General features: G+C 63.3%; 24 protein-coding genes. 6 read left to right on the plus strand and 18 right to left on the minus strand.

From position 1 onward, the window contains the following. Nucleotides 1-78: 78 nt before the first annotated feature. From AACZ17_RS07915 to AACZ17_RS07925, 3 genes are all read left to right on the plus strand, one after another. Nucleotides 79-1,779, plus strand: coding sequence for an NAD(P)/FAD-dependent oxidoreductase (locus AACZ17_RS07915; RefSeq protein WP_290745048.1), 1,701 nt, complete (start codon nucleotides 79-81; stop codon nucleotides 1,777-1,779). A 101-nt stretch (nucleotides 1,780-1,880) separates the two neighbouring features. Then, complete coding sequence (locus tag AACZ17_RS07920) at nucleotides 1,881-2,555, plus strand: PEP-CTERM sorting domain-containing protein (RefSeq protein ID WP_290745049.1); 675 nt, start codon at nucleotides 1,881-1,883, stop codon at nucleotides 2,553-2,555. A 285-nt stretch (nucleotides 2,556-2,840) separates the two neighbouring features. Continuing rightward, a complete protein-coding gene (locus AACZ17_RS07925; RefSeq protein ID WP_290745052.1) occupies nucleotides 2,841-3,275 on the plus strand; it encodes a nitroreductase family deazaflavin-dependent oxidoreductase in 435 nt (144 codons plus the stop codon). A gap of 7 nt (nucleotides 3,276-3,282) precedes the next feature. Here AACZ17_RS07925 and AACZ17_RS07930 read toward each other — a convergent pair whose 3' ends face one another. The 3 genes from AACZ17_RS07930 to AACZ17_RS07940 are packed head-to-tail and all read right to left on the minus strand — an operon-like array spanning nucleotide 3,283 to nucleotide 6,214. After that, nucleotides 3,283-4,797, minus strand: coding sequence for a GGDEF domain-containing protein (locus AACZ17_RS07930; RefSeq protein WP_290745054.1), 1,515 nt, complete (start codon nucleotides 4,795-4,797; stop codon nucleotides 3,283-3,285). 26 nt (nucleotides 4,798-4,823) lie between these two features. Then, nucleotides 4,824-5,108 (minus strand): EscU/YscU/HrcU family type III secretion system export apparatus switch protein, encoded by a 285-nt coding sequence (locus AACZ17_RS07935; protein ID WP_290745056.1) that lies wholly within the window; start codon nucleotides 5,106-5,108, stop codon nucleotides 4,824-4,826. Next, on the minus strand, nucleotides 5,105-6,214 hold the full coding sequence (locus AACZ17_RS07940; RefSeq protein ID WP_290745058.1) for a flagellar hook-length control protein FliK: 1,110 nt from the start codon (nucleotides 6,212-6,214) through the stop codon (nucleotides 5,105-5,107). Before AACZ17_RS07940 ends, AACZ17_RS07935 begins: the two co-directional genes overlap by 4 nt. 176 nt (nucleotides 6,215-6,390) lie before the next feature. On the opposite strand from AACZ17_RS07940, the gene pomA reads away from it, so the two are divergent. Genes pomA through AACZ17_RS07955 form a run of 3 tightly spaced genes read left to right on the plus strand, consistent with a single transcriptional unit; the run spans nucleotide 6,391 to nucleotide 8,684 of the window. Next, the gene (gene pomA, locus AACZ17_RS07945) at nucleotides 6,391-7,155 is read left to right on the plus strand and encodes a flagellar motor protein PomA (protein ID WP_290745059.1); all 765 of its coding nucleotides are present in this window, start codon (nucleotides 6,391-6,393) and stop codon (nucleotides 7,153-7,155) included. After that, entirely contained in the window at nucleotides 7,152-8,087 is a 936-nt protein-coding gene (locus AACZ17_RS07950) for a flagellar motor protein MotB (RefSeq protein ID WP_290745061.1), read from the plus strand. The genes pomA and AACZ17_RS07950 overlap by 4 nt, the downstream gene beginning before the upstream one ends. A 33-nt stretch (nucleotides 8,088-8,120) precedes the next feature. Further along, nucleotides 8,121-8,684, plus strand: coding sequence for a PilZ domain-containing protein (locus AACZ17_RS07955; RefSeq protein WP_290745063.1), 564 nt, complete (start codon nucleotides 8,121-8,123; stop codon nucleotides 8,682-8,684). On the opposite strand, the gene AACZ17_RS07960 is transcribed toward AACZ17_RS07955, so the two are convergent. The 15 genes from AACZ17_RS07960 to AACZ17_RS08030 form a co-directional block, all read right to left on the minus strand. Then, nucleotides 8,685-8,867: a hypothetical protein gene (locus AACZ17_RS07960; RefSeq protein ID WP_290745065.1), complete on the minus strand. Its 183-nt coding sequence runs from the start codon at nucleotides 8,865-8,867 to the stop codon at nucleotides 8,685-8,687. 30 nt (nucleotides 8,868-8,897) lie between these two features. Beyond that, nucleotides 8,898-9,701: a flagellar motor protein MotD gene (gene motD / locus AACZ17_RS07965; protein ID WP_290745067.1), complete on the minus strand. Its 804-nt coding sequence runs from the start codon at nucleotides 9,699-9,701 to the stop codon at nucleotides 8,898-8,900. A gap of 3 nt (nucleotides 9,702-9,704) precedes the next feature. Beyond that, the gene (locus AACZ17_RS07970) at nucleotides 9,705-10,439 is read right to left on the minus strand and encodes a flagellar motor protein (protein WP_290745202.1); all 735 of its coding nucleotides are present in this window, start codon (nucleotides 10,437-10,439) and stop codon (nucleotides 9,705-9,707) included. A gap of 49 nt (nucleotides 10,440-10,488) precedes the next feature. Next, nucleotides 10,489-11,196 (minus strand): RNA polymerase sigma factor FliA, encoded by a 708-nt coding sequence (locus AACZ17_RS07975; protein WP_290745069.1) that lies wholly within the window; start codon nucleotides 11,194-11,196, stop codon nucleotides 10,489-10,491. A gap of 9 nt (nucleotides 11,197-11,205) precedes the next feature. Further along, nucleotides 11,206-12,030 carry a MinD/ParA family protein gene (locus AACZ17_RS07980; protein ID WP_339638063.1) on the minus strand — a complete coding sequence of 275 codons (825 nt, stop codon included), beginning with the start codon at nucleotides 12,028-12,030 and terminating at the stop codon, nucleotides 11,206-11,208. A 22-nt stretch (nucleotides 12,031-12,052) separates the two neighbouring features. After that, nucleotides 12,053-13,183 (minus strand): flagellar biosynthesis protein FlhF, encoded by a 1,131-nt coding sequence (flhF, locus tag AACZ17_RS07985; RefSeq protein ID WP_290745071.1) that lies wholly within the window; start codon nucleotides 13,181-13,183, stop codon nucleotides 12,053-12,055. Continuing rightward, nucleotides 13,180-15,204: a flagellar biosynthesis protein FlhA gene (gene flhA, locus AACZ17_RS07990; RefSeq protein WP_339638135.1), complete on the minus strand. Its 2,025-nt coding sequence runs from the start codon at nucleotides 15,202-15,204 to the stop codon at nucleotides 13,180-13,182. The genes flhF and flhA overlap by 4 nt, the downstream gene beginning before the upstream one ends. An 82-nt stretch (nucleotides 15,205-15,286) precedes the next feature. Then, complete coding sequence (flhB, locus tag AACZ17_RS07995; protein ID WP_339638064.1) at nucleotides 15,287-16,444, minus strand: flagellar biosynthesis protein FlhB; 1,158 nt, start codon at nucleotides 16,442-16,444, stop codon at nucleotides 15,287-15,289. Next, nucleotides 16,444-17,220 (minus strand): flagellar biosynthetic protein FliR, encoded by a 777-nt coding sequence (gene fliR, locus AACZ17_RS08000; RefSeq protein ID WP_290745077.1) that lies wholly within the window; start codon nucleotides 17,218-17,220, stop codon nucleotides 16,444-16,446. Before fliR ends, flhB begins: the two co-directional genes overlap by 1 nt. Then, complete coding sequence (gene fliQ, locus AACZ17_RS08005; protein ID WP_290745080.1) at nucleotides 17,217-17,486, minus strand: flagellar biosynthesis protein FliQ; 270 nt, start codon at nucleotides 17,484-17,486, stop codon at nucleotides 17,217-17,219. Before fliQ ends, fliR begins: the two co-directional genes overlap by 4 nt. A 6-nt stretch (nucleotides 17,487-17,492) precedes the next feature. Then, complete coding sequence (gene fliP / locus AACZ17_RS08010; protein ID WP_290745083.1) at nucleotides 17,493-18,257, minus strand: flagellar type III secretion system pore protein FliP; 765 nt, start codon at nucleotides 18,255-18,257, stop codon at nucleotides 17,493-17,495. Continuing rightward, entirely contained in the window at nucleotides 18,254-18,607 is a 354-nt protein-coding gene (fliO, locus tag AACZ17_RS08015) for a flagellar biosynthetic protein FliO (protein WP_290745085.1), read from the minus strand. Before fliO ends, fliP begins: the two co-directional genes overlap by 4 nt. Further along, a complete protein-coding gene (gene fliN, locus AACZ17_RS08020) occupies nucleotides 18,604-18,957 on the minus strand; it encodes a flagellar motor switch protein FliN (RefSeq protein ID WP_290745087.1) in 354 nt (117 codons plus the stop codon). The genes fliO and fliN overlap by 4 nt, the downstream gene beginning before the upstream one ends. 4 nt (nucleotides 18,958-18,961) lie before the next feature. Further along, on the minus strand, nucleotides 18,962-19,933 hold the full coding sequence (locus AACZ17_RS08025) for a FliM/FliN family flagellar motor switch protein (RefSeq protein WP_290745090.1): 972 nt from the start codon (nucleotides 19,931-19,933) through the stop codon (nucleotides 18,962-18,964). A gap of 7 nt (nucleotides 19,934-19,940) precedes the next feature. Continuing rightward, nucleotides 19,941-20,474, minus strand: a complete 534-nt coding sequence (locus AACZ17_RS08030; protein WP_290745093.1) for a flagellar basal body-associated FliL family protein — start codon at nucleotides 20,472-20,474, stop codon at nucleotides 19,941-19,943. Between the last annotated feature and the right edge of the window lie 173 nt (nucleotides 20,475-20,647).

Consider the following 20,647-nt stretch of genomic DNA (forward strand, 5'->3'; position numbering starts at 1 on the left):
TTGAAGCTCAGTTGTGAACGCCACGCGCAGACGCCGCGCCGCGGTGATACATCACGTCCTGAAGGAGATGTTATTTCGATGAACTACGATGTCGCCATTGTCGGCGGAGGCCCTGCCGGAAGCACACTGGGATCCCTCCTGAAAAAGTATCACCCGGATCTCAGCGTGGCGATCTTTGAGCGCGAACAATTCCCCAGAGAGCATGTCGGTGAGAGCCAGCTGCCGCCGATAGGCAAGATCCTCGCTGAGATGGGCTGCTGGGACAAAGTAGAGGCCGCCAACTTCCCCATCAAGATCGGAGCAACCTACCGCTGGGGAAACAGCCCTGACCTGTGGGATTTCGAGTTTTTGCCGATCAAGGATTTTCGTGATGAACCGCGTCCGGCCCGATTTGTCGGCCAACGCCAGCAAACCGCGTTTCAGGTTGACCGCGCGCGCTACGACAAGATCCTTCTGGATCACGCGGAAGAACTCGGCTGTGACGTTCACTATCAGTGCCACGCGACTCCGGTCATTGAGCAGCCGGGTGAAATCTCCGCCCTGTCCCTGGGCGATGGCCGCAACGTTACCGCAAGCTACTATGTGGACGCCTCGGGTAGCGCCGCGGCCTTGCGCCGACCACTGGGTGTTCAGGTTGATGTCCCCACCTCACTGAAAAACGTCGCGTTCTGGAGTTATTGGGAAAACGCAGAATGGGCTGTGGAAATCGGCACCGGCGGCACCCGCGTGCAGGTAATGAGCATCGGCTCCGGGTGGATATGGTTCATTCCCTTATCCCCCACGCGCACCAGCATCGGTCTGGTCTGTCCCGCCGCCTATTACAAGGAGTCCGGCCTCTCGCCGGAGACCATTTACCTTGAATCACTCCCCAAGGACCCGCGCATTGCCGGCCTGATTCGCAATGCAAGGCGCGAGGAAAAAGTGTACGGCACCAAAGACTGGTCATTCCTGGCGCAGCAATCTGCCGGTAAAAACTGGTTTCTTGCGGGGGAGTCCGTTGGCTTTGCCGACCCGATTCTCGCGGCCGGAATGACCCTCGCGCAGACAGGTGCACGGGAACTCGCCTATATCATCCCGGAGCTGCTGCGCGATGCAGACAAGAACAACTGGCTGAAACAGTGGTATGAACACACGCAGAAGAAACGTATTGGCCAACACATTCGCTTTGCGGATTTCTGGTATTCCTCCAACGGTCAATTCACCGACCTGCAGGCCTACACGTCAGAAATTGCGAAAGACGCCGGCTTGCAAATGAATCCCCAAAAGGCCTTCCAGTGGCTGGGCACCGGCGGTTTCACCAACGACACGACGGGACAAGCCGGAATTGGCGGCCTGGACCTGGCAGGGCTGAAGCAGATCACACAGAAATTCACACGCGGCGCCGTAAACTGGCAGCTGAACAAGTACAACCGCTTCAAACTGAACCTGCGCAATGCCACTCGCGGCCACGCGCCCCTCTTTGAAAACGGCAGGATCACTGTTGACGCGAGCTATACGCGCGGCCAGAAAACCCTGGTGCTCAGCGGTATGTACGCACTGGTGGTGGAGGTACTGAAAACGCATAAAACCGCACAGTCCATCTACGAAGCCCTGCACCACTACTTCCAGCAGCGGCGCGACCTGGGTGCTCCCTTACAACTGCTGGTGCACCACGCGTTACAAGCGCTGGAAGTGTTGCTGCTGGAAGGTTGGGTGCAGGGCAGCGTAAAACCGGGGTTACCCTACCTGAAGCTGGAAACACCCGAGGAGGGGCAAATCATTCATACCAATCGGGACTAGGCTGTTACAAAGGAAGGTGTCAGCTTTCTTTACAGCCGCGCTGAACCTGCAGGTACAAAAATTTTTTTTTGTCAATTTTTCAATAGCTTACAAGAGTAGGCATGATCAATGCAGTGCAGTGTGGACAACATCAGAAACGAACGGGGTTAAGTATGAATCATTTGAAGAAAAACGCGCTGGCTGCCGCATTCGTTGTGGGCGCCACGTTCTCATCCCTGACGAGTGCAGCTCCGATGAGCTACCCCGGCACCGGCGGGGCCGTGCCGCCTTCAGGCACCGTTGGTCTTTTCGCCAGCTCTGTTTCAGTAGCTGAAACAGGCATCATCAATGATGTGTCCATCTCCCTTAACGACTTCAGCCATACATGGATTGGCGACATTGATGCCACACTGGTTTTTGACGACGGCGCAAACCCCAGCATCACCGTGGCACTGTTCGGAGATGGGTCCTTGGGGCCCAGTAACGACGCAGGTGGCACCTACACATTCGCCGATGGCGGCGCTGCGAACTTCGTCGGTGCGGGGAACCCAATTCCCTCCGGGACCTACGCTGCGCTGAACAGTTTCTCAGTGTTTGACGGCCTATCCGCGGCGGGCACCTGGACACTGAACCTGAACGATCGAACGGGCGGAGACGCGGGCAGCCTCGGCAGTTGGACGCTAAACATCGATATGGGAGACGTTGCCGCACCAGTGCCCGCGCCCGCCACATTGGCACTGTTTGGCCTGGGCCTTGTCGGGCTGGGCTGGTCACGGCGCAAAAAGTCGAACAGCTGACCTACACCTTCTCAGGCACCACTCAAAAAGCCCCTTTCTGGGGCTTTTTTGTTACTCGTGACTCCGGAACCGCCTAACCGCTGACGTGCTGAACGCTCAACGCGCCGTGTTTCGACCTTCAAGTTGCCATTTGGCTGATGCGGTAGCGATGGATCATCACAGCGCTCGCTCCGGTTTCTCGCAGGCCTGCCTTCCTGTGATACATGGCGGCGCAAAGCCTTTTACCGATTCAGCGTTTGCCTGTATCGTAAAACGATTGCAACCAACTCGCTGAGGCATATTCCCATGGCTGACTACATCCCCCCAAAACTGGATTGGGTACGCGAGCACGTAGCGCTCTACGAGGGCAGCGGCGGCACCCAGGGTACCACCCTGCTGGACACCGGCATGCCCTGCATCCTGGTCACCCACACCGGGCACAAGACCGGCGGCATCCGCAAGATCCCCCTGATGCGCGTGGAGGTGGACGGGAACTATGTGCTGATCGGCTCCATGGGCGGGCAACCGCAGGATCCCGCCTGGGTGGCGAACCTGCGGGCCAATCCGAGCGTGCAGATACGCGACAAGACCGAGGTCTTCGACATGCGCGTGCGGGAAGTGACAGACCCGGAGGAGCGGACGCGGCTGTGGGCCGCAAGCGTGGAGGCGTACCCGCCCTATGACGACTACCAGGCCAAAACCACCCGCGTAATCCCGGTGTTTCTGGCAGAGCCGCGTTAGCCCGGCTTCAGGCTTTCGTCGCTACCCGAACGCCCTGCTTGCTTTTTGCTTCGTACATGGCTTCATCGGCCCGTGCGAGGGCGACCTCCAGGGTGTCACCCTCCTTGATAGCGGTGATACCCAGGGAAATGGAGACATCCAGTGGTTTGCCGTTGTCATTGAAACCGGCATCCAGCACTTCATTGAAGGCGCTGACTGCGTAGGTCTCGGCGCCCTCCGCGCCCGTATCCGGCAGCAGGATCACGAACTCGTCTCCGCCAAAACGGCACACCACGTCCGTGACCCGGGCGCGGGATTGCAGAATGTCGGCAACCTTGACCAGCACCAGGTCCCCTGCGGCGTGCCCGTAGGTGTCGTTGATCTGCTTGAATTTGTTGCAGTCGACAAAGACGATGGAGAGCTTGGCGCCACTGCGCTCCCAGCGCGCAAACAACTCCGCGGCGCGCTCGTCAAAACCGTTGCGGTTATAAACGCCGGTGAGCTGGTCCTTGATCGCGAGGTCGGTCTTGTTGCGGATTTCCGTGCGCAACACCTCGGCTTCTGTTTCCAGCCGGGTCAGCTGCTCGGACAAGGCATCCACTTTTTCCTGCGCCTCCTTGTGCTGCTGCCGCTCCGCCTCCACGTGCTCCGCCATGTGCTGCGTGATGTTTTTCAGGGTCTCCTCGAACGCCTGGCGCATGGCCTCCATATCACCGCTGCGGCTGGCCGTGCCCAGCACACCCACGTCGGCCACCACCTGACTCTGCAGGGACTCGGACCGTTCCACTGAACGTTCGCCGCCGCGAGTGACATCGACCACCAGTTCCTCAAAGCCACCGAGACGCTCACGAAGGGTGTCCAGAAAGTCGCTGGTTTGCAGGCGCTCCTGACGAATTCGACTGTCGATGCTGTCCATTTCGCGCGTGACTTCACGCATCAGTGACTGTGCCTGCTCCACAATCGTGACGTTGGGTAGCGCGTCGCGCAGGGCCTTGCTGCGCACCTGCGAACCGTTGATGACATCGATGTGATCCACCAGCCGGTGTACGAGGCTGGTGAACAACTCGAGGAAATGATCGTAATCATCGCTGTCGGAGGCACGCCGCTTGAACAGGCCGCGCACGCCACCCTCCGAGCGCGACTGCCGCGCGGCCACTTCTTTCAGGGCCTCCGTGGCGGAGGACAGCAATTCGCCCAGCGCTTGCTGCCGCGCGCCCTGGGAGGATTCCCCGGAAATCTTGCGCACCAGGTCCGTCATGCGCTGGTGATCTTCCGTGCGCAGGGGCATGGACTTGATGATGGAGGAGAGCCCCGAGAGGTCATGCGAAGCCGGCAAAGCGCTGCCGTTGTCCGGCGACTCCCCGGTAACGCTCATCACGACCTTGGCCAGATGATCCGAGGCGGCAGCCAGTTCACGGCCATCCGCGTTGTCGTGAATCAGGCGCCGGATGCGCGCGAGAGCCTCGTCGATCGTGTCACTGTTGCCCTCCGCCATGCGCGCGAGGCGCAGTGTCAGACGTGTGAGTGCTTCAGAGCGCTGCATAGAGGTATCCGTTCGATATTTTTTCTTTACACGCTTTCATCCAGTGCTACGTCCAGGTAGTAAATAAAAGCGAGGATCTCAGCAAGCGTAATATAAAGACTTTCGGGTATTTCGTCACCTATGGGGATCTGACAGAGCAGTTCCACCAGCTTCTGGTTCTCATACAGCGGGATATCGTGCTCGGCCGCCAGCGCCCGAATGCGCTCGGCCAGCACGCCCTCGCCACTCGCCACCACCGTCGGCGCGCCGATGCCGGTGTAGCGCAGCGCAGCTGCACGCGAGGGGGGAAGGTGGTCGCGCGAATCATTCATGCGCGCAGATCCAATGACGAGGACGTTACAGGGGGCGCGGTGGAACCGGCCGTGGGCGGGCGACTGATCAGACCGGCCAGCGAGAGACCGCGATTCTCCAGCGCCGATTCCAAGAGCCCGCTGCTTGCCTGCACCAGGCGCCGCACAGCCGGCCGGTCACTGATCACCTCCACCGCCAGCTGGCCCTGGGTCAGCCGCGCCTCCACAGCAATCTGCCCCAGCCTGGGCAACTCGAGATTCAGCTGCAGGCGCCAGCGTTCCTGCTCGTCAGGGTCACCCGGCTGCGGCGCTTCGCGCTCAAGCTGCAGCTGCAGCTGTCGGTATTCCTCCTGCCACAGGAACGGCAGGGTGAACAGCCAGCTGCGCGCAGTGGCGGTGTCCCCCGGCAGGGACGCCAGTTGATTGGTGGTGATGGCGGTCAACGCGGATTCGAGTTCCTGCCGCAGCGCAAGTAGCGCGGCTGCATCGGCAGCGCGCGTGGGAATGGCGTTGACCCCTTCGAGTCGCGCATCCACATGGGCCAGCACGCGGGCAAGGCTGGATTTCAGGTCGGTGGGCGCAGGGGCCGGCTTGCCGGCACTGTGCAGCAACTGCGCTTCGCTGAAGGTGCCTGAAGCGGCCACCGCTGCGCGCAGGCCCGCAGGCTGCAGCAGCTCGGCAGCGCGGGGAACAGCACGCAACAGCTGCCGCACCAGTGCCAGGCTCTCCGCGGGCAGGGCACGCACGGCGCCCTCCGCCGGCTGCAGTTGCCCCACTACACGTGCCAGGGCGTTCACTGTTTCGAGGCCCGGCGCCGCGGCACCCAGCAGACGCACATTGCCACTCCGCTCCGGCGCCGCCGCAGCGCCGGGCGGCGCGATAATGCGCAGTACCGCCTGGGGCTGCAGCTGGCGCACCTCCAGCAGCAGACGCGCACCCTGCTGTACGGGAATGTCGGCGGTGGCAGTGATTTGCAGCCCTCCCACCCGCAGCACCAGCTCGCCGGAGGGCCGCTGCCCGGAGACCAGCGCCGACAGCGTCTGTCCCACCTGCCAGTTCTTCAGCCAGAGGCCGAAGTTCTTCTGGTCCGTGCGGGCGGCGGTCAAGGCCAGCTGGATATCTTCCACGTCGTCGCTTCACCGGTCGGGAGTCACGCCGAATGTAGCATGAAACCCGGCGGACTCGCACCGCGAGAGAGCTGACGCGCACGTGGGGTTGTCTGTATACTCCTGTTACACAGGGAGTTTGGTGTTACAAACGGACTAGGCGCTTCGCCTCCTGAAGACCTCGGAGATACAGCTTTATGGATCTGGCTACACTGCTCGGACTGCTGGGCGCCATGGGCGTGGTAATGGCAGCGATCATTACCGGCGGTTCTCCGATCATCTTCATGAACGTGCCCTCCATTCTGATCGTCCTGGGTGGTACGGCGCTGGTCGTCATGATGAAGTTCACCCTGGGGCAGTTTTTCGGCGCGTTCAAGGTGGCGGCCCGCGCGTTCATGTTCAAGCTGGACGAGCCGGAAGACCTCATCGCAACCGTGGTTGAGCTGGCGACCATCGCCCGCAAGGAAGGCATGCTGGCGCTGGAAAACGCCGAGATCAACAACGAATTCCTCCGCGACGGCGTGCGCATGCTGATCGACGGCAACAACCGCGAGGTGGTCAGCGCGGTGATGAGCAAGGATCTGCAGCAGACTATCGACCGGCACAAATGGGGCTCCAAGGTGTTCTCCGCCACCGGGGATGTGGCACCCGCGATGGGCATGATCGGAACGCTTATCGGCCTGGTGCAAATGCTCTCCGCCATGGATGACCCCAAGTCCATCGGCCCGGCCATGGCCGTCGCCCTGCTCACCACGCTCTACGGTGCGGTGCTCGCCAACATGGTCGCCATTCCCATCGCCGACAAGCTGGATTTGCGCAAGGCGCAGGAAGGGCGCATCAAGGCCATGTGTATCGACGGCGTACTCGCAATTCAGGAAGGCCAGAACCCGCGCATCATCGAGTCCATGCTGAAAGCCTACCTGGAGCCCAAGGAGCGCAACAAGGAAGCCGCTGAGGCATGATCGACTTCGAGGAAGAGGAAGAGTCCAAGCCGGGGGCGCCCATGTGGATGGCGACCTTCGCCGACCTCATGTCGCTGCTCATGTGCTTCTTCGTGCTGCTGCTGTCCTTTTCGGAAATGGATGTGCAGAAGTACAAGCAGATCGCCGGGTCGATGAAAAATGCCTTCGGCGTGCAGCAGCAGGTGAAGGTGGAGGACATTCCCAAGGGCACCAGCATCATCGCCCAGGAGTTCAGCCCCGGCAAACCGGACCCGAGCCCCGTGGACACTATCCAGCAGGTCACGGCGGACACCACCCGACCTTCGCTGGAGGTCGGCAACCCGGATGCACCGCCGCGCGAGCTGAGCGACGAAGAGGCGCGCGAAATCGTCCAGCAGGAAATTGAATCCCTGCTGCTGGAAACCGAGCAGGATGCAGAGAAACTGCGCGAGATACTCAAGGAAGAGCTGGATACGGGAAAAGTCGACATCGAGACCAACCAGCGCTCCATTGTCGTCCGTATCCGCGAGAACGGCTCCTTCCCGTCGGGTTCGGCGGTATTGAACCAGGATTTCCTGCCCACCATGGAGCGTCTGCGGGATGCACTGGCGACCATCCCCGGCAAGATTTCCGTCGAGGGCCATACTGACGATGTGCCGATCAGCGGTGGTCAGTTCCGCTCCAACTGGGATCTGTCCGCCAGCCGGGCGCTGTCCGTGACCCATGAATTGCTCGAGGACGGCGTACTCTCCGACGAGCGTATTGTCGTCGTCGGCTACGCCGATACCCGCCCCTTCACCTTCAACGACAACCCCGCCGGCCGGGCGCTGAACCGGCGCGTGGAGCTGGTGATTCGACAGGGTGCGGAAACTGCCGAGGAGACCGGCCTTGATAACATCCTTGAAGGCAACCCGGAAATACTGGACATACTCGGCGTAGGCGCCGGGCGCTGAATCAGACCCCTATCTCATGTGGACAAGCCGACCATGACACCATCCAGCAGCGAACGCAGAAAGTATTACCGTATCAACGATGATGTCCTGCTCCACTACCACGCCGAAACCAACAGCGATGAGGATACGTCGCGCGGCGTTCAGCTCGAGGTGGCCACCGGGGCCATTCTTGCCGAGATCGACCGCGAACTGAATCACACCATCAACCGTGTGTGGACCCACGACCCCGATGTGGGCCGCGCGCTTGGCCTGCTCAACCGCAAGATTTCGGTGCTCGGCTCCCTCGCCGCCTCAGCGGAAGGTGGCCCTGGCCCTGTCTCCTACCAGCGCACTACCGTGAGCCTGAGCGGCAGCGGCATTGCCTTCGAGGCCCGCGAAGCCCTGGCGGCTGGCACGGTGGTCATCATCGAAATCGGCCTGCTGCCATCACAGTCCAGCCTGCGCCTGCAGGGCCGCGTCGTGGCATCGCCGGAAACAGTGGCCAGCGGCAGCGGCTATTGGACACGGGTCGAATTTGATGAGGATCTGGATCAGCAAGAGGAGCTGATTCGCCATGTGGTACAGAAACAGGGGATGCTGCTGGCGGACAGCCGCTGATCAGCAGCGCTCGTCAATATTGCCGCCGAGGCGCTTTTTCCGCGGCGTGGTGCTTGCCGCGGGGGTTGCGTTGTTTTCATCCTCGGGAGCGGGCCTGGGCTGCTTCCTCGGCTTGTCGTCGCGCTTGATCGGGCGTATTCGCGTCAGGGGGGTCAACCCCCGGTCGTCCACCGGTTCCACCATGGCACTTCTCCCACTGGCAGCCGCCCAGCCTTAGCGGGCCTGTGATCGCTCGTCGTTGATGCCTGCGTCCAACGCCAGCACCACCAGCACAACACGCCGGTTTTCGGCGCGTCCGGCTTCGGTGTCATTACTCGCCGCCGGGTTCTGTTCCCCGAAGGCTACCGCAGAGAGACGGGCGGGATCAATGCCGCTGCTTTCGAACAGACGCACCACTGAAGAGGCGCGGGCCGCAGACAATTCCCAATTGGACGGGAACAGGTCGTTGCGTATGGGAACATTGTCGGTGTAGCCCTCCACGCGCACACGATTGGGAATCGGGGCCAATACGCCCGCGATACGGCTCAGCACGGGCACCGCGCGCGCCAGCAGCACACCACTGCCGCTGGGAAACAGCAGCGTTGAGTCGATCTCCAGCGCCACCCATTCCTCATCGACCGATACCCGTACCTGCTGCGACGCCAGCTCGCCCTCGACCTCGTCGCTCAGGGAGCCCGCCAGGGCATTGAGGTCCGCGCCCCCCTCCTCCGCTTCGTCCGTGCCGGAGGGCACGCGCAGTGGCACGGAGATGGTGTTTTGCGCCAGCGCCTGCGGCACCTGTTCGGCAGGCACACTGCTGCGCACCAGCTCACCGACCTGAATCGGGTCCAGCGAGCGCTGCGGTGCGCCGAAAGCGGTCACGATGGAGTCCGACAGCACCCGATAGCTGCCCTCGTTGGCCGAGGACAGTGAATACATCACCACGAAGAAGGCGAACAGCAGGGTGATGAAATCCGCATAGGACACCAGCCAGCGATCCTGGCTGTCGGATATCTCAGGCGGCCGGCGTCGACGCATGGGCTACTGCAGGTATCCTTCGAGCTTGCTGCGAATGGCGCGCGGGTTGTCGCCGTCGGCAATCATCACGATCCCGTCGATCACCATTTCCTGATACTGCAGCTGATCCGCCGAGATCGACTTCAACTTGTTGGCAATAGGCAGGAAAAACAGGTTGGCAAAGCCGACCCCGTAGATGGTGGCGACAAACGCCACCGCGATGCCCGACCCCAGTTCCGCAGGATCCGACAGGTTCTGCATAACGTGAATCAGGCCGAGCACGGCGCCGAGGATACCGATGGTGGGCGAGTAGCCCCCCATTGCTTCATACACGCGCGCCGCCCGCGCCTCGCGCACATGGGCATTGTCCACCTGCACTTCGAGCACGCCGCGTATGACATCGGGGTCGAAACCATCCACCAGCAGGCCAAGGCCCTTGTTCACAAAGGCATCGGAGCCACCGGCGGTGAGTTTTTCCAGTGCCAGCAGGCCGTCACGCCGCGCCGTCCGGCTCCAGCCCAGGACTTCTTCCATCAGGGCCTCCCGCGGGAACTTCGGCGGAAACAGTATCCAGCGCAGGCGCTGCAGGGCCAGGGCAAAGTCCGCCAGCGGGGTCTGCACCATCACCGCGCCGAGGGTACCCCCGGCGACAATCATGAATGCCGTGAGCTGCATCAGGGCGCCCACCTCGCCGCCCTCGAGCATGTTGCCCACCACAATCACGCCAACCGCCAGCGTCACCCCGAGGAGGGTGAGCATGTCGAACGATACTCTGGGCGAACCGGGTTTCCCCGCCACTAGACGCTCCTCACTCTTTCCAGGCTTCCAGGGTGATGCGCAGGCGGGCAACCGCCTGCCCGTGCAACTGCGACACCCGTGACTCGGAGACGCCGAGCACCAGGCCGATTTCCTTCAGGTTCAGGCCATCACCATAGTACAACGACATCATCAGTTGTTCTTTTTCCGGAAGCTGCGCAACAGCCTGTTGCAGCGCTTCGTGAAAGCCGGCCTCGCCCACCTGACGCAGGGGGTCACCGTGCTCGTCACCCGCAGAGGACGCCACATCGTCATCCAGTTGGCACATGCGGGCACAGGCCAGCTCGCCGGCCAGGCTCTGGTAGTCCTCCAGCGACAGCGAGAGTTCCGCCGCAATTTCGGCCTCGCGGGCCGGCCGCCCTTCGCGCAGGCTGACGCTGTTGATCGCCTGGGCGACGCGGCTGAGGTTGCTCTGCACGCTGCGCGGCAACCAGTCGCTGCCGCGCAACTCATCGAGCATCGCTCCCTTGATGCGTATACCGGCATAGGTGGCAAAACTGGCCCCCTGCTCCGGGTCATGCTGCTCGCGGGCCTGTAGCAGGCCGATCAGCCCGGCCTGCATCAGGTCGTCCAGTTCAACACTGGCGGGCAGGCGCGCCGCCAGGCGCAGGGCGATCTGCTTGACCAGCGGCAGATACTCCCGCACCAGCCCATCGACACCGGTCTGCGCTACGTGTTGATAAGCCGCTGTACGATCCATAAGCCGGCGTCAGCCTGTCTTCTCCCGGGCGGCCAGCATGCGCTCGATGAAAAAGGCCATGCCGCCCCCCAACTGTTGCGGCGGTTCAGCCTGAATCCGCCGGGCAATGTCCTGCAGCGCGCGCGCCGAGGGGGAGCGCGGGTACTCCAGCACCACGGCGCGCTGGGCCTGCACGGCTTTGCGCAGGAAGTTATCGCGCGGCACGCTACCCAGCCAGCGCACATTGACGTCCAGGTAGGCATCGGTGGCGTTGCACAGCTTGGCAAGCAGCTGCCGGCCCTGCAACTCGGAGTCCATCATATTCGCCAGGATATCGAAGCGCTTGACGCCGCAGTCGCGGTTCAGCACCTTGATCAGGGCATAGGCGTCGGTCAGCGAGGTGGGCTCGTCACAGACCACGACAATCACCCGCTGGCAGGCACTGGTGAAGGTGAGGACGGCGGTATCAATACCGGCGCCGGTATCCACGATCAGCGTGTCCACCGGTTGTTCCAGTTCGCTGAAGGCCTGCACCAGCCCGGCCTGTTCGGCCGGTGTCAGGTTGGCCATACGGGCTACACCCGAACTCGCCGGCACCACGGTGATGCCGCCGGGACCGGTGAGTAGAATATCCTGCAGGGTCTTTTCGCCGGACAATACGTGGCTGATATCCCAGCGCGGGCGCAGGCCCAGTGCAATATCGACGTTGGCGAGGCTGAGGTCGGCATCAAACAGCAGGACTGACTGGCCCTGCTGGGCGAGTGCCACAGCAAGGTTCACGGAGACGTTGGTCTTACCCACACCCCCTTTACCACTGGTTACTGCAATAACATTCGTGGGGGCCTGCTCGCCCATGTCAGGTTTTCCTGTTGTTCATTCAACTTGCCATGGCTGTTACACCAGGCCTTGATGCGGGCACCGCATCGGCGCGCCGCCGCTGCCGCAGCCAATCCGCGGCGAGTGCAATCAGCTCTCCTGCCCTCGCCGGTTGCAGGTCGTCCGGCACGCGCTGGCCGCTGCTGGTATACGCCACCGGCAACGCCGCGCGGATCAGGGTGTCCAGAGTACCACCCAGACCCGCTGCCTCGTCCAACTTGGTGATGATAGCACCGCTCAAGCCCTGCCTTCCAAGAGAATGCACCAGTTCCCGGGTCTGGGCCACACCGGCGGACGCCGACAGCACGGCCAGCACCGTCACCGGGACGGAGCTCGCCCGCAACAGCGCGATCTGGCTCAGGAGACGCGGGTCGCGCTGGCCCATACCCGCAGTGTCGATGAAGATATGGCGGCGATTGCGGAAATCACGCAGTGCCGCGTAGAGTTCGGGCCCCGTGCCGACGCTGAGCACGGGCACATCCAGCAACTCGGCGAAGGTCGCCAGCTGTTCCTGGCCGCCAATGCGGTACTGGTCCATGGTGATCAGCGCCACCTGCTCGCGCCCGTCAGTCAGCGCAGCCCGACCCGCCAGTTTGGCGATGGTCGAGGTTTTGCCGACACCGGTGGTGCCGACGCAGGCGACCACCCGGGTGCCACCGGGCAGCCCGTCGGGCAGGGTCAGCAGACGCGACTCCAGCGCCGCCAGGGTGCGCTGCCAGAGCGCCTCTAGGCCGCCGCTGGCGGGCAGTGCGTCCGTAATGCCCTCGCTGAGCGCGCGGGAGAAGCCCATGCGCGCCAGCCGCTGGTTCAGGGTCGCGCGCACCGGTGCCTTGTCGGCACTGTCGCGCCAGTTGCGCTGCTGCAACTCGGCCTCCAGCAGGGAGCGTAGGTTGGCCAGCTCGTTCTGCAACTGCACCATGCCCAGCTCGTTCTCGACCGGGGCCGGCGCCGCGGGCGGCCGCTCGCTCTCGGCGGCGGCCTGTTCCACCGCCTCCAGGTTGCAGGCTGCAACGACCTCGACACCGTCGGCAACCCGGCGGTTGCTGAGAATCACGGCCTCGGCACCGAGTTCCTCGCGCACCAGCGCCAGAGCGCTGCGGCTGTCACGGGCACTGAATCTGCGTATGTTCATTGTTTCTCTCCCTGTAGCGCACCGGCGCTACCGCCAATGGTGGCAACCACCTTGATCGTTTTGGTCGACGGTATCTCGTCGTAGGCCAGAATGTAGAAATTCGCCATGCGCCCGCGCAGCAGCCGCGACAGGAACAGCCGGATATTGCCCGCCACCAGCAGCACCGGGTTCTTGCCCTCGGCTTCCAGCTTTGCCGAGGCCGCGAGCACCTGGCGAATGACGCTGTCCAGCAGAGATGGCTCGAGACCGCCCGCACCCTGCTGGATAGAGCCCAGCAAGATCTGTTCCAGTTTGGAGTCAAGCGCCATCACGGACATCTCGTCCCCGGTACCATTGATGTTCTGGAAGATGGAGGGCCCGAGGGCGATACGCACCTTGGCCGTCAAAGCGTCAGAATCCTGACCCTTGCCCGCCTGATCCGCCAATGCTTCGGCGATGGTACGCATGTCGCGCACGGGAATACCCTCCTCCAGCAGGTTCTGCAGCACCCGGGTCACTTCGCCCAGCGACATGGCGCTGGGCACCAGGTTCTCCACCAGTTTCGGGGACGAGCGGGCCAGCTTGTCCAGCAGTTGCTGCACACCGTCCTGCCCGATCAGCTCGCGCGCGTGGTTTTTCAGCAGCTGACTCAGGTGGGTGGCGATCACGGTGCTGCTGTCCACCACCGTGTAACCCTTGGTCTGGGCGTCGCCACGCTGGCCGGGGTCAATCCAGACCGCGTCGAGACCGAAGGTCGGGTCGCGCGTGGCCACCCCTTCGAGTTCACCGAAGGTCTGCCCCGGGTTGATCGCCAGTTCGCGACCGGGGAAGACCTCGCCCTCCCCCACCACCACGTCGTGCAGGCTGATGCGGTAGGCGTTGGGCGAGAGGTCGAGGTTGTCGCGGATGTGCACCGAGTGCACCAGAAAACCCAGCTCCTGCGACAGTTTCTTGCGCACGCCCTTGATGCGGCTCAGCAGGTCACCGCCCTGGTTGCGGTCGACCAGCGAGATCAGGCGGTAGCCGACCTCCAGGCCGATTTCATCCACTTCGGCAACATCGTCCCAGCTCAGCTCGGTATTCTCCGGTGTGCGCTCGGGGCGCACGGGCTCTGGCTCGGCTTCACCGACCTGCTGCGACTGCCAGCGCAGGTAGCCCATGACCCCAAGCAGCAAGGCGATGGGTACGAACACCACACCCGGCATGCCGGGCACAAACCCGATCAGGCCGATGATGCCCGCGGCGACAAACAGGATGCGCGGGTTGCTGGTGAGCTGCAGTGTCACCTCCGCACCCATGTCCTGGGCGCTGGAGACGCGGGTCACGATAATGGCCGCGGCGGTGGACAGCAGCATGGAGGGAATCTGCGCGACCAGGCCGTCACCGATGGTGAGCAGGGTGTAATTCTGCGCCGCGTCCGTGGCGCTGAGGTCGTGTTGCAGCATGCCGATGGCGATACCGCCGAGCACGTTGATCAGCAGAATGAGAATGCCGGCGATGGCGTCGCCGCGGACGAACTTGCTGGCACCGTCCATGGCCCCGTAGAAATCCGCCTCCCGCGACACTTCCTCGCGCCGGCGCAGGGCATCATCCTGGCTGATCAGGCCTGCGTTCAGGTCGGCGTCGATCGCCATCTGTTTGCCCGGCATGGCGTCCAGGGTGAAGCGCGCGGTCACTTCGGAAATGCGCCCGGCACCCTTGGTAACCACCACGAAGTTGATCACCACAAGGATGGTGAACAACACCAGGCCGACGGCATAGCTGCCACCCACCACGAATTCGCCGAAGGCCTCGATCACCCGACCGGCTGCCGCGGTGCCAGTGTGGCCTTCCAGCAGGACCACCCGGGTCGAGGCCACATTCAGGCCCAGGCGCAGCAGCGTGGCAATCAGCAGCACCGTCGGAAACGCGGCAAAATCCAGCGGCCGGGAGGAGTACACCGCGGCCATGAGGACAATGATCGCCAGCGCGATATTGAAGGTGAACAGCAGGTCGAGTACCAGCGGAGGCAGTGGCAATACAATCATCACCAGCATCAGCATCAGCACGATCGGCGTGCCGGCACCGGTCAGTAATGCCTGCCAGGACAAGCCTGGCGCGCCCGCTGCCACCGCCGCCGGGTTCTCAGTCGCCATCCGCGGCATCCTCATCCATCAGGTCTTCGTACTCGGGCGGAATCTCCAGCGCGGTGGGACGCGGTACATAGTCGGTCGGCCCTGCCCGGCGCAGCTGGAACAGGTACGCCAGCACCCGCGCTACCGCGAGGTACAGGCCGCGCGGAATTTCCGCGCCGATCTCGGTGGAGGCGTACAGGGCCCGGGCGAGCAGCGGCGCTTCGAACAGCGGCACCTGGTGCGCGCCCGCCACGCTGCGGATCTGCAGGGCAATCAGGTCGCGGCCCTTGGCCACCACCCGCGGCGCGCCAGTGCCCTCGGCACTGTAGGCGATCGCCACCGCGTAGTGCGTGGGGTTGGTGATCACCACGTCGGCGGTGGGGATGTCGCTCATCATGCGCCGCTGGGCCACTTCCCGCTGCAGGCTGCGAATGCGCTGCTTGATTTCCGGCCGGCCGTCGGTCTCCTTCATTTCGTCGCGCACTTCCTGGCGGGTCATGCGCAGTTTGCGATGGAAATCCCACAGCTCGAACGGCACGTCGAACAGGGCGATCAGGGCCATGGAGGCGCTGAGCAGCAGCAGGCTCCAGGCCAGCAGCGCCGCGGTGGACTGGCTGGCGGCGCCCGGAGCCAGGCTGCTCAGCTGCAGGATATCGCGCTGCAGCAGGCCGAACAGGGCGAAGGTCACGGCAAGGATCAACAGGAACTTGAGCAGGGCCTTGGCCAGTTCCAGCAGGCCCTTCAGGGAGAAGACGCGCGCCAGGCCCTTGACCGGGTTGATCTTGTCGAAGCTGAAGCTCATGGACTCGGCGGAAAACGCCCAGCCCCCCATCAGCAATGGCCCGGCAAACGCCGCCACCAGCGACACCAGCAGGAAGGGCGCCAGCAGCAGCAACGCGGTGGACATCATGTGCATGAAGTGCACGGGCAGATGCACGGCGTTGAAGGTCAGCTCCCGGTCGGCGGAAAACGCCTCGGTCGCCAACTGCAACATGCCCTCCACCATGGCCGGGCCGAGGGTCAGCAGGCTCGCCGCAGCGGCCAGCAGGGTGATGGTGGTGTTGAGTTCCTTGGACCGCGGCACCTGTCCCTTGCGCCGCGCTTCCTGTTTGCGTCGCTCGGTGGGTTCTTCGGTGCGTTCCTGCCCGGACTGCTGCTCGTCTGCCATCAGAACACCATCAGTGCCTGGTCAATGCCGGCTTCCAGGAAGCGCCGCATTGCGGACAGAAAAGCGGGCATTCCCAGCAACAGGAACACAAAGCCCACCAGAATGGTCACCGGGAAACCCACGGCAAAGATGTTCAGCTGCGGTGCCGCCCGGGTGATGACGCCGAGGGCAATATTGGTCATCAGCACGGCGGTCAGCGCCGGCAGGGCGAGCACCAGCGCACTGGCGAAAATGCCGCCGCCCAGCCCTGCCAGGTTGGCGAAAGTGCCGGGATCAAAGCCCGGCTGGCCGGGTGGCAACAGCACCAGGCTGTCGCCCAGCGCGGCCAGCAGCAGCAGATGACCATCGATGGCCAGGAACAGCAGCGTGGAGAGAATGACGTTCAGCTGGCTGACCACCGGGACCTGCACCCCGTTCTGCGGGTCTATCGACATGGCAAAACCCAGGCCCATGCTCATGGCCAGCGTCTCGCCGGCCACCACCACCGCGGCAAATACCATCTGCATGACGAAGCCCATCGCGGCACCGATGGCCACTTCCCGTGCGGCGAGCAACAGCCCCTCGCCACTGAGCGGGTTGGCGACCGGCGCCGCGGGCATCAGCGGCGCCACCAGCGCTGCAATCAACACCGCCAGCAATACGCGCACCCGCACGGTGATGTTGGCGGCACTGAACACCGGCGCCACCAGCATCAGCGCTGAGACGCGCAGGAACGGCCAGTAGTACAGCTGCATCGCCGCCAGTACCTGATCGATGTCGAGTGGCAGGCCGCTCATCCGAGCATTCCCGGGATTTCCGTGTACAGGCGCTGGGTGAAGGTGATGGCCACCTGCAGCATCCAGGGCCCGGCGACGAACAGCGCCACCACCAGTGCGATCAGCTTGGGGATGAAGCTCAGGGTCATTTCCTGAATTTGCGTGGCCGCCTGGAAGATACCGATCAACAGGCCCACGGCGAGGGCGGACAACAGCAGCGGCGCCGCCAGCAGCACCGCCAGCCACAGTGCGTCCATCCCCACATCCAGTACGGTTTCCGGCGTCATGGGCAGCTACACCACGAAACTGTTGACCAGCGTCGACGCCACCAGCGTCCAGCCGTCAATCAGCACGAACAACATGAGTTTGAAAGGCAGTGACACCAGCATCGGCGACAACATCATCATGCCCATGGACATCAACACGGAGGCAACCACGAGGTCGATGATCAGGAACGGCACGAACAGCAGAAAGCCGATCTGGAACGCGGTTTTCAACTCGCTGGTGAGGAAGGACGGCAACAGCACCACCATCGGCACCTCTTCCGGCGTCTGGAACGGTCCGTAGCCACCGAGTTCGGCGAACAGCAACAGATCGTTCTCCCGGGTCTGGCCGAACATGAATTCGCGAAACGGGTCGCGCGCCGCCGCCAGTGCCTGGTCGAAATCGATGGTTTCGTTCATGTAGGGCAACAGGGCGTTCTGGTAGGCCACGTCGAACACCGGCGCCATGATGAACAGGCTGAGAAACAGCGCCAGCCCGAGAATGATCTGGTTCGACGGTGTCTGCGCGGTACCCATCGCCTGGCGCAGGATCGCGAGCACAATCAGGATTCGCGTGAACGAGGTCATGGTGATCAGGGCTGCGGGCAGCAGTGTGAGCACCGTCATCAGCAGCAGAATCTGGATGTTCATGGAATAGTTGCTGCCGCCCCCCGAGGTGGGAGTGACCGACACCAGTGGAATCGTGGCCTGCGCCTGCGCCAGCCCGGGCATCACCAGCAGACCGAGCAGCACGGCAGCGGCTGCCCACAGAAGATGCAGTCGCGCCCGCGTCATTTGCGCGTTCCCAGCGGATTGACACTCTGCAGGATGGCGGCGAAATCCGTGCGCTGCGGCGCGTTCGCCACGTCGGGCACCACCGGCTCGGCAAAGACGTGCAGTGTCCGCACGCTGCCCGGCGCCACACCGAGCAGGATCTGCTCGTCCCCCGCACGCAGCAGCACCACGCGCTCCCGGCTACCGACGCTGGCGCTGGCCAGCACCGCCAGCCGGGCATTGTTGCCGCTGCCGCCGCGACTGAAGCGGCGCATCAGGTAGAGCATGCCGAGAATGCAGCAGCACACCAGGAGCAGGGAGCCAAGTACCTGCACCAGATAACCGGCGCTGAACAATTGCGGGCTGTTCACCGGACTTTCTTCAGACGTTCAGAGGGGCTGACCACATCGATCAAGCGCAGACCGAAACGCCCCTCGAGTTCCACCACTTCGCCGCGGGCAATCAGCGTGCCGTTGACCATCAGGTCGAGGGGCGCATTGACCTCACGGTCCAGCTCCACCAGGGCACCCTGGTTCAGCGCCAGCAGATCCTTGATGGACATCCGTGTGCGCCCTATCTCCACCGACAGGGTCACCGGCACGTCCAGCAGCAGGTCGAAATTGATCTCACCGCCGCCGGCTCCGCCGGCAGTGCCGGGCGACAGCTGCTGCAGCGTCTCGCCAGCGGCTTCGCCGGCGCCCTGTTCGTCCTGTTCACTCATGATCTCATCCTGTGCTTTTACCCGCCGGCGCATCGGTGCCGGCAAATCCCGTGATCTTGATCGCCTTGTGCCCCTCGTAGGCGCCGTAGCGGCCGCTGGCCAGACGCACACCTTCCACGCAGAGATCCACCTCGTCGGGCACTGCAATATCGATGACCGAACCGACCCGCAAACCGAGGACTTCACCCAGGGTGAGTTCGCGGCTGGCAAGCATCACCGCAACATCCACCTTCACCGCGGGCAGTTCCCGACGCAGGTGCGGGCCCCAGCCCTGCCCGGCGTCCTCCGCCGCGGCTTTGCGCGGTGCGCTAAAGCGCTGTTTCCAGGGCTCGAGTGCCGCGAAGGGCAAGAGCAGGGCGACGTCTGTCGTCAACGCGTTGAGGGTGACGGCAAACACCATCTGCACCAGCTTGTCGCCGGAGGGCAGCGAGGCGATGGCATCCACATGGGGCGCGGTATGCGCTTCGCCCGGCTCCAGCGGCAGTTTGTCGGCCCAGGCGGCGACCAGCGACCCTGTCACCTGTTCTGCGACACGCTCGGCCAGCCGCAGCTCGCTGGGCGTCAGGGCTGTGCGCGGCAGGTTGGCGACGCTGCCGCCGCGCACCCCGCCGAAATAATCGTTGACCAGTTGGGACAGCAGCGGTGCCGGACACACCACATGACCGTGGCCGGCCAGCGGTGCCAGCTCCAGCGTGGACACCGCCACGCTTTCCGCCAGCGATGCCAGAAGCTCCTCGCAGGAGAGCACCCGCAAGCCCGCGGCCGCCACCTCGAACTCACTGCCGAACACATCCTCCAGGCCCTGTGCAAGCTGTTCAGCCTGCCTCTCCTGCAGGGGGGGCAACAGCGTCAGCTGGTTGAGCAGCGATTGCTCGCGAGCGGTGAAGTCGAAGGCGCGATAGCCGCCACTGTCAGCGGTATTGCCGCCGGTCAGAGCATCGAGTTCGCCTTCGGAGAGCAGATCGCTGCCAGCCATACCGGACCTATTGCAACACGAAGGATGTGAAGTAGACGTCCTGCACGGCATCCTGCCCGGACAGCTTGAGCACCTCATTGACGGCCTTCAGCACATCCTGGCGCAGCGTCTCCTTGCCCTCCACCGTGCGCAGCGCATCAAAATCCTGGTCGCTGAGCAGCATGATCAGCCGGTTGCGCACCGCGGGCATGTTGCGCTGGGCGTTTTCCAGGGCTGCGGGCTCGTAGGCCATCAACTGGATATCGGTCTGGATATAGCGCATACCGCCCTTGTGGTCGAAATTGACCAGGAACTTCTCCAGCGGCATGTACGCCGCCTCACGCTCCTCGACCTTGGGCGCTGCGGGCTCTGCCCCCGCCACCTCAGTCGCCGCGTCGTCATTGTTGCCCAGCAACAGGAAGGCCGCAGCCCCCCCGCCACCCAGCAGCACGACCACCACCGCAATGATGGCAATCAATTTACCCTTGCCGCCGCCTGACGCCTTGTCGGCATCACCCGCGCCATTACCCTTGCCGAGATTGAGATCTTCTTTTGCAGCCATGCTTGCTCCTCGCAACTGACCGGCAGCCCTGCCGAATGCCGCCATAGGTCAGCAACATCCCCTGAAGCAAGAGCTATACCAGAAAAATTATTTCTAATGATTACAAACAGTTAAGGCGCAGAGTGTGCGGCGAGTGCCAGTATTTTGACACCCCGCGCCCGCGTGGCTGCCCG

The organism is uncultured Haliea sp., assembly GCF_963973825.1.
Classification (GTDB): domain Bacteria; phylum Pseudomonadota; class Gammaproteobacteria; order Pseudomonadales; family Halieaceae; genus Haliea.

Excerpts from the sequence above, each read along its gene's own strand:
- AACZ17_RS07930 (WP_290745054.1), bottom strand. The coding sequence starts at position 4,797 with ATGCAGCGCTCTGAAGCACTCACACGTCTGACACTGCGCCTCGCGCGC.
- motD (WP_290745067.1), bottom strand. The coding sequence starts at position 9,701 with ATGCGTCGACGCCGGCCGCCTGAGATATCCGACAGCCAGGATCGCTGG.
- fliQ (WP_290745080.1), bottom strand. The coding sequence starts at position 17,486 with ATGACGCCGGAAACCGTACTGGATGTGGGGATGGACGCACTGTGGCTG.
- AACZ17_RS08025 (WP_290745090.1), bottom strand. The coding sequence starts at position 19,933 with ATGGCTGGCAGCGATCTGCTCTCCGAAGGCGAACTCGATGCTCTGACC.
- fliN (WP_290745087.1), bottom strand. The coding sequence starts at position 18,957 with ATGAGTGAACAGGACGAACAGGGCGCCGGCGAAGCCGCTGGCGAGACG.
- pomA (WP_290745059.1), top strand. The coding sequence starts at position 6,391 with ATGGATCTGGCTACACTGCTCGGACTGCTGGGCGCCATGGGCGTGGTA.
- AACZ17_RS07960 (WP_290745065.1), bottom strand. The coding sequence starts at position 8,867 with ATGGTGGAACCGGTGGACGACCGGGGGTTGACCCCCCTGACGCGAATA.
- AACZ17_RS07950 (WP_290745061.1), top strand. The coding sequence starts at position 7,152 with ATGATCGACTTCGAGGAAGAGGAAGAGTCCAAGCCGGGGGCGCCCATG.
- AACZ17_RS07915 (WP_290745048.1), top strand. The coding sequence starts at position 79 with ATGAACTACGATGTCGCCATTGTCGGCGGAGGCCCTGCCGGAAGCACA.
- AACZ17_RS07980 (WP_339638063.1), bottom strand. The coding sequence starts at position 12,030 with ATGGGCGAGCAGGCCCCCACGAATGTTATTGCAGTAACCAGTGGTAAA.
- flhF (WP_290745071.1), bottom strand. The coding sequence starts at position 13,183 with ATGAACATACGCAGATTCAGTGCCCGTGACAGCCGCAGCGCTCTGGCG.
- AACZ17_RS07920 (WP_290745049.1), top strand. The coding sequence starts at position 1,881 with ATGATCAATGCAGTGCAGTGTGGACAACATCAGAAACGAACGGGGTTA.
- flhB (WP_339638064.1), bottom strand. The coding sequence starts at position 16,444 with ATGGCAGACGAGCAGCAGTCCGGGCAGGAACGCACCGAAGAACCCACC.
- AACZ17_RS08030 (WP_290745093.1), bottom strand. The coding sequence starts at position 20,474 with ATGGCTGCAAAAGAAGATCTCAATCTCGGCAAGGGTAATGGCGCGGGT.
- fliP (WP_290745083.1), bottom strand. The coding sequence starts at position 18,257 with ATGACGCGGGCGCGACTGCATCTTCTGTGGGCAGCCGCTGCCGTGCTG.
- flhA (WP_339638135.1), bottom strand. The coding sequence starts at position 15,204 with ATGCTGATGCTGGTGATGATTGTATTGCCACTGCCTCCGCTGGTACTC.
- AACZ17_RS07975 (WP_290745069.1), bottom strand. The coding sequence starts at position 11,196 with ATGGATCGTACAGCGGCTTATCAACACGTAGCGCAGACCGGTGTCGAT.
- fliR (WP_290745077.1), bottom strand. The coding sequence starts at position 17,220 with ATGAGCGGCCTGCCACTCGACATCGATCAGGTACTGGCGGCGATGCAG.
- AACZ17_RS07955 (WP_290745063.1), top strand. The coding sequence starts at position 8,121 with ATGACACCATCCAGCAGCGAACGCAGAAAGTATTACCGTATCAACGAT.
- AACZ17_RS07925 (WP_290745052.1), top strand. The coding sequence starts at position 2,841 with ATGGCTGACTACATCCCCCCAAAACTGGATTGGGTACGCGAGCACGTA.
- AACZ17_RS07970 (WP_290745202.1), bottom strand. The coding sequence starts at position 10,439 with ATGCTCACCCTCCTCGGGGTGACGCTGGCGGTTGGCGTGATTGTGGTG.
- AACZ17_RS07935 (WP_290745056.1), bottom strand. The coding sequence starts at position 5,108 with ATGAATGATTCGCGCGACCACCTTCCCCCCTCGCGTGCAGCTGCGCTG.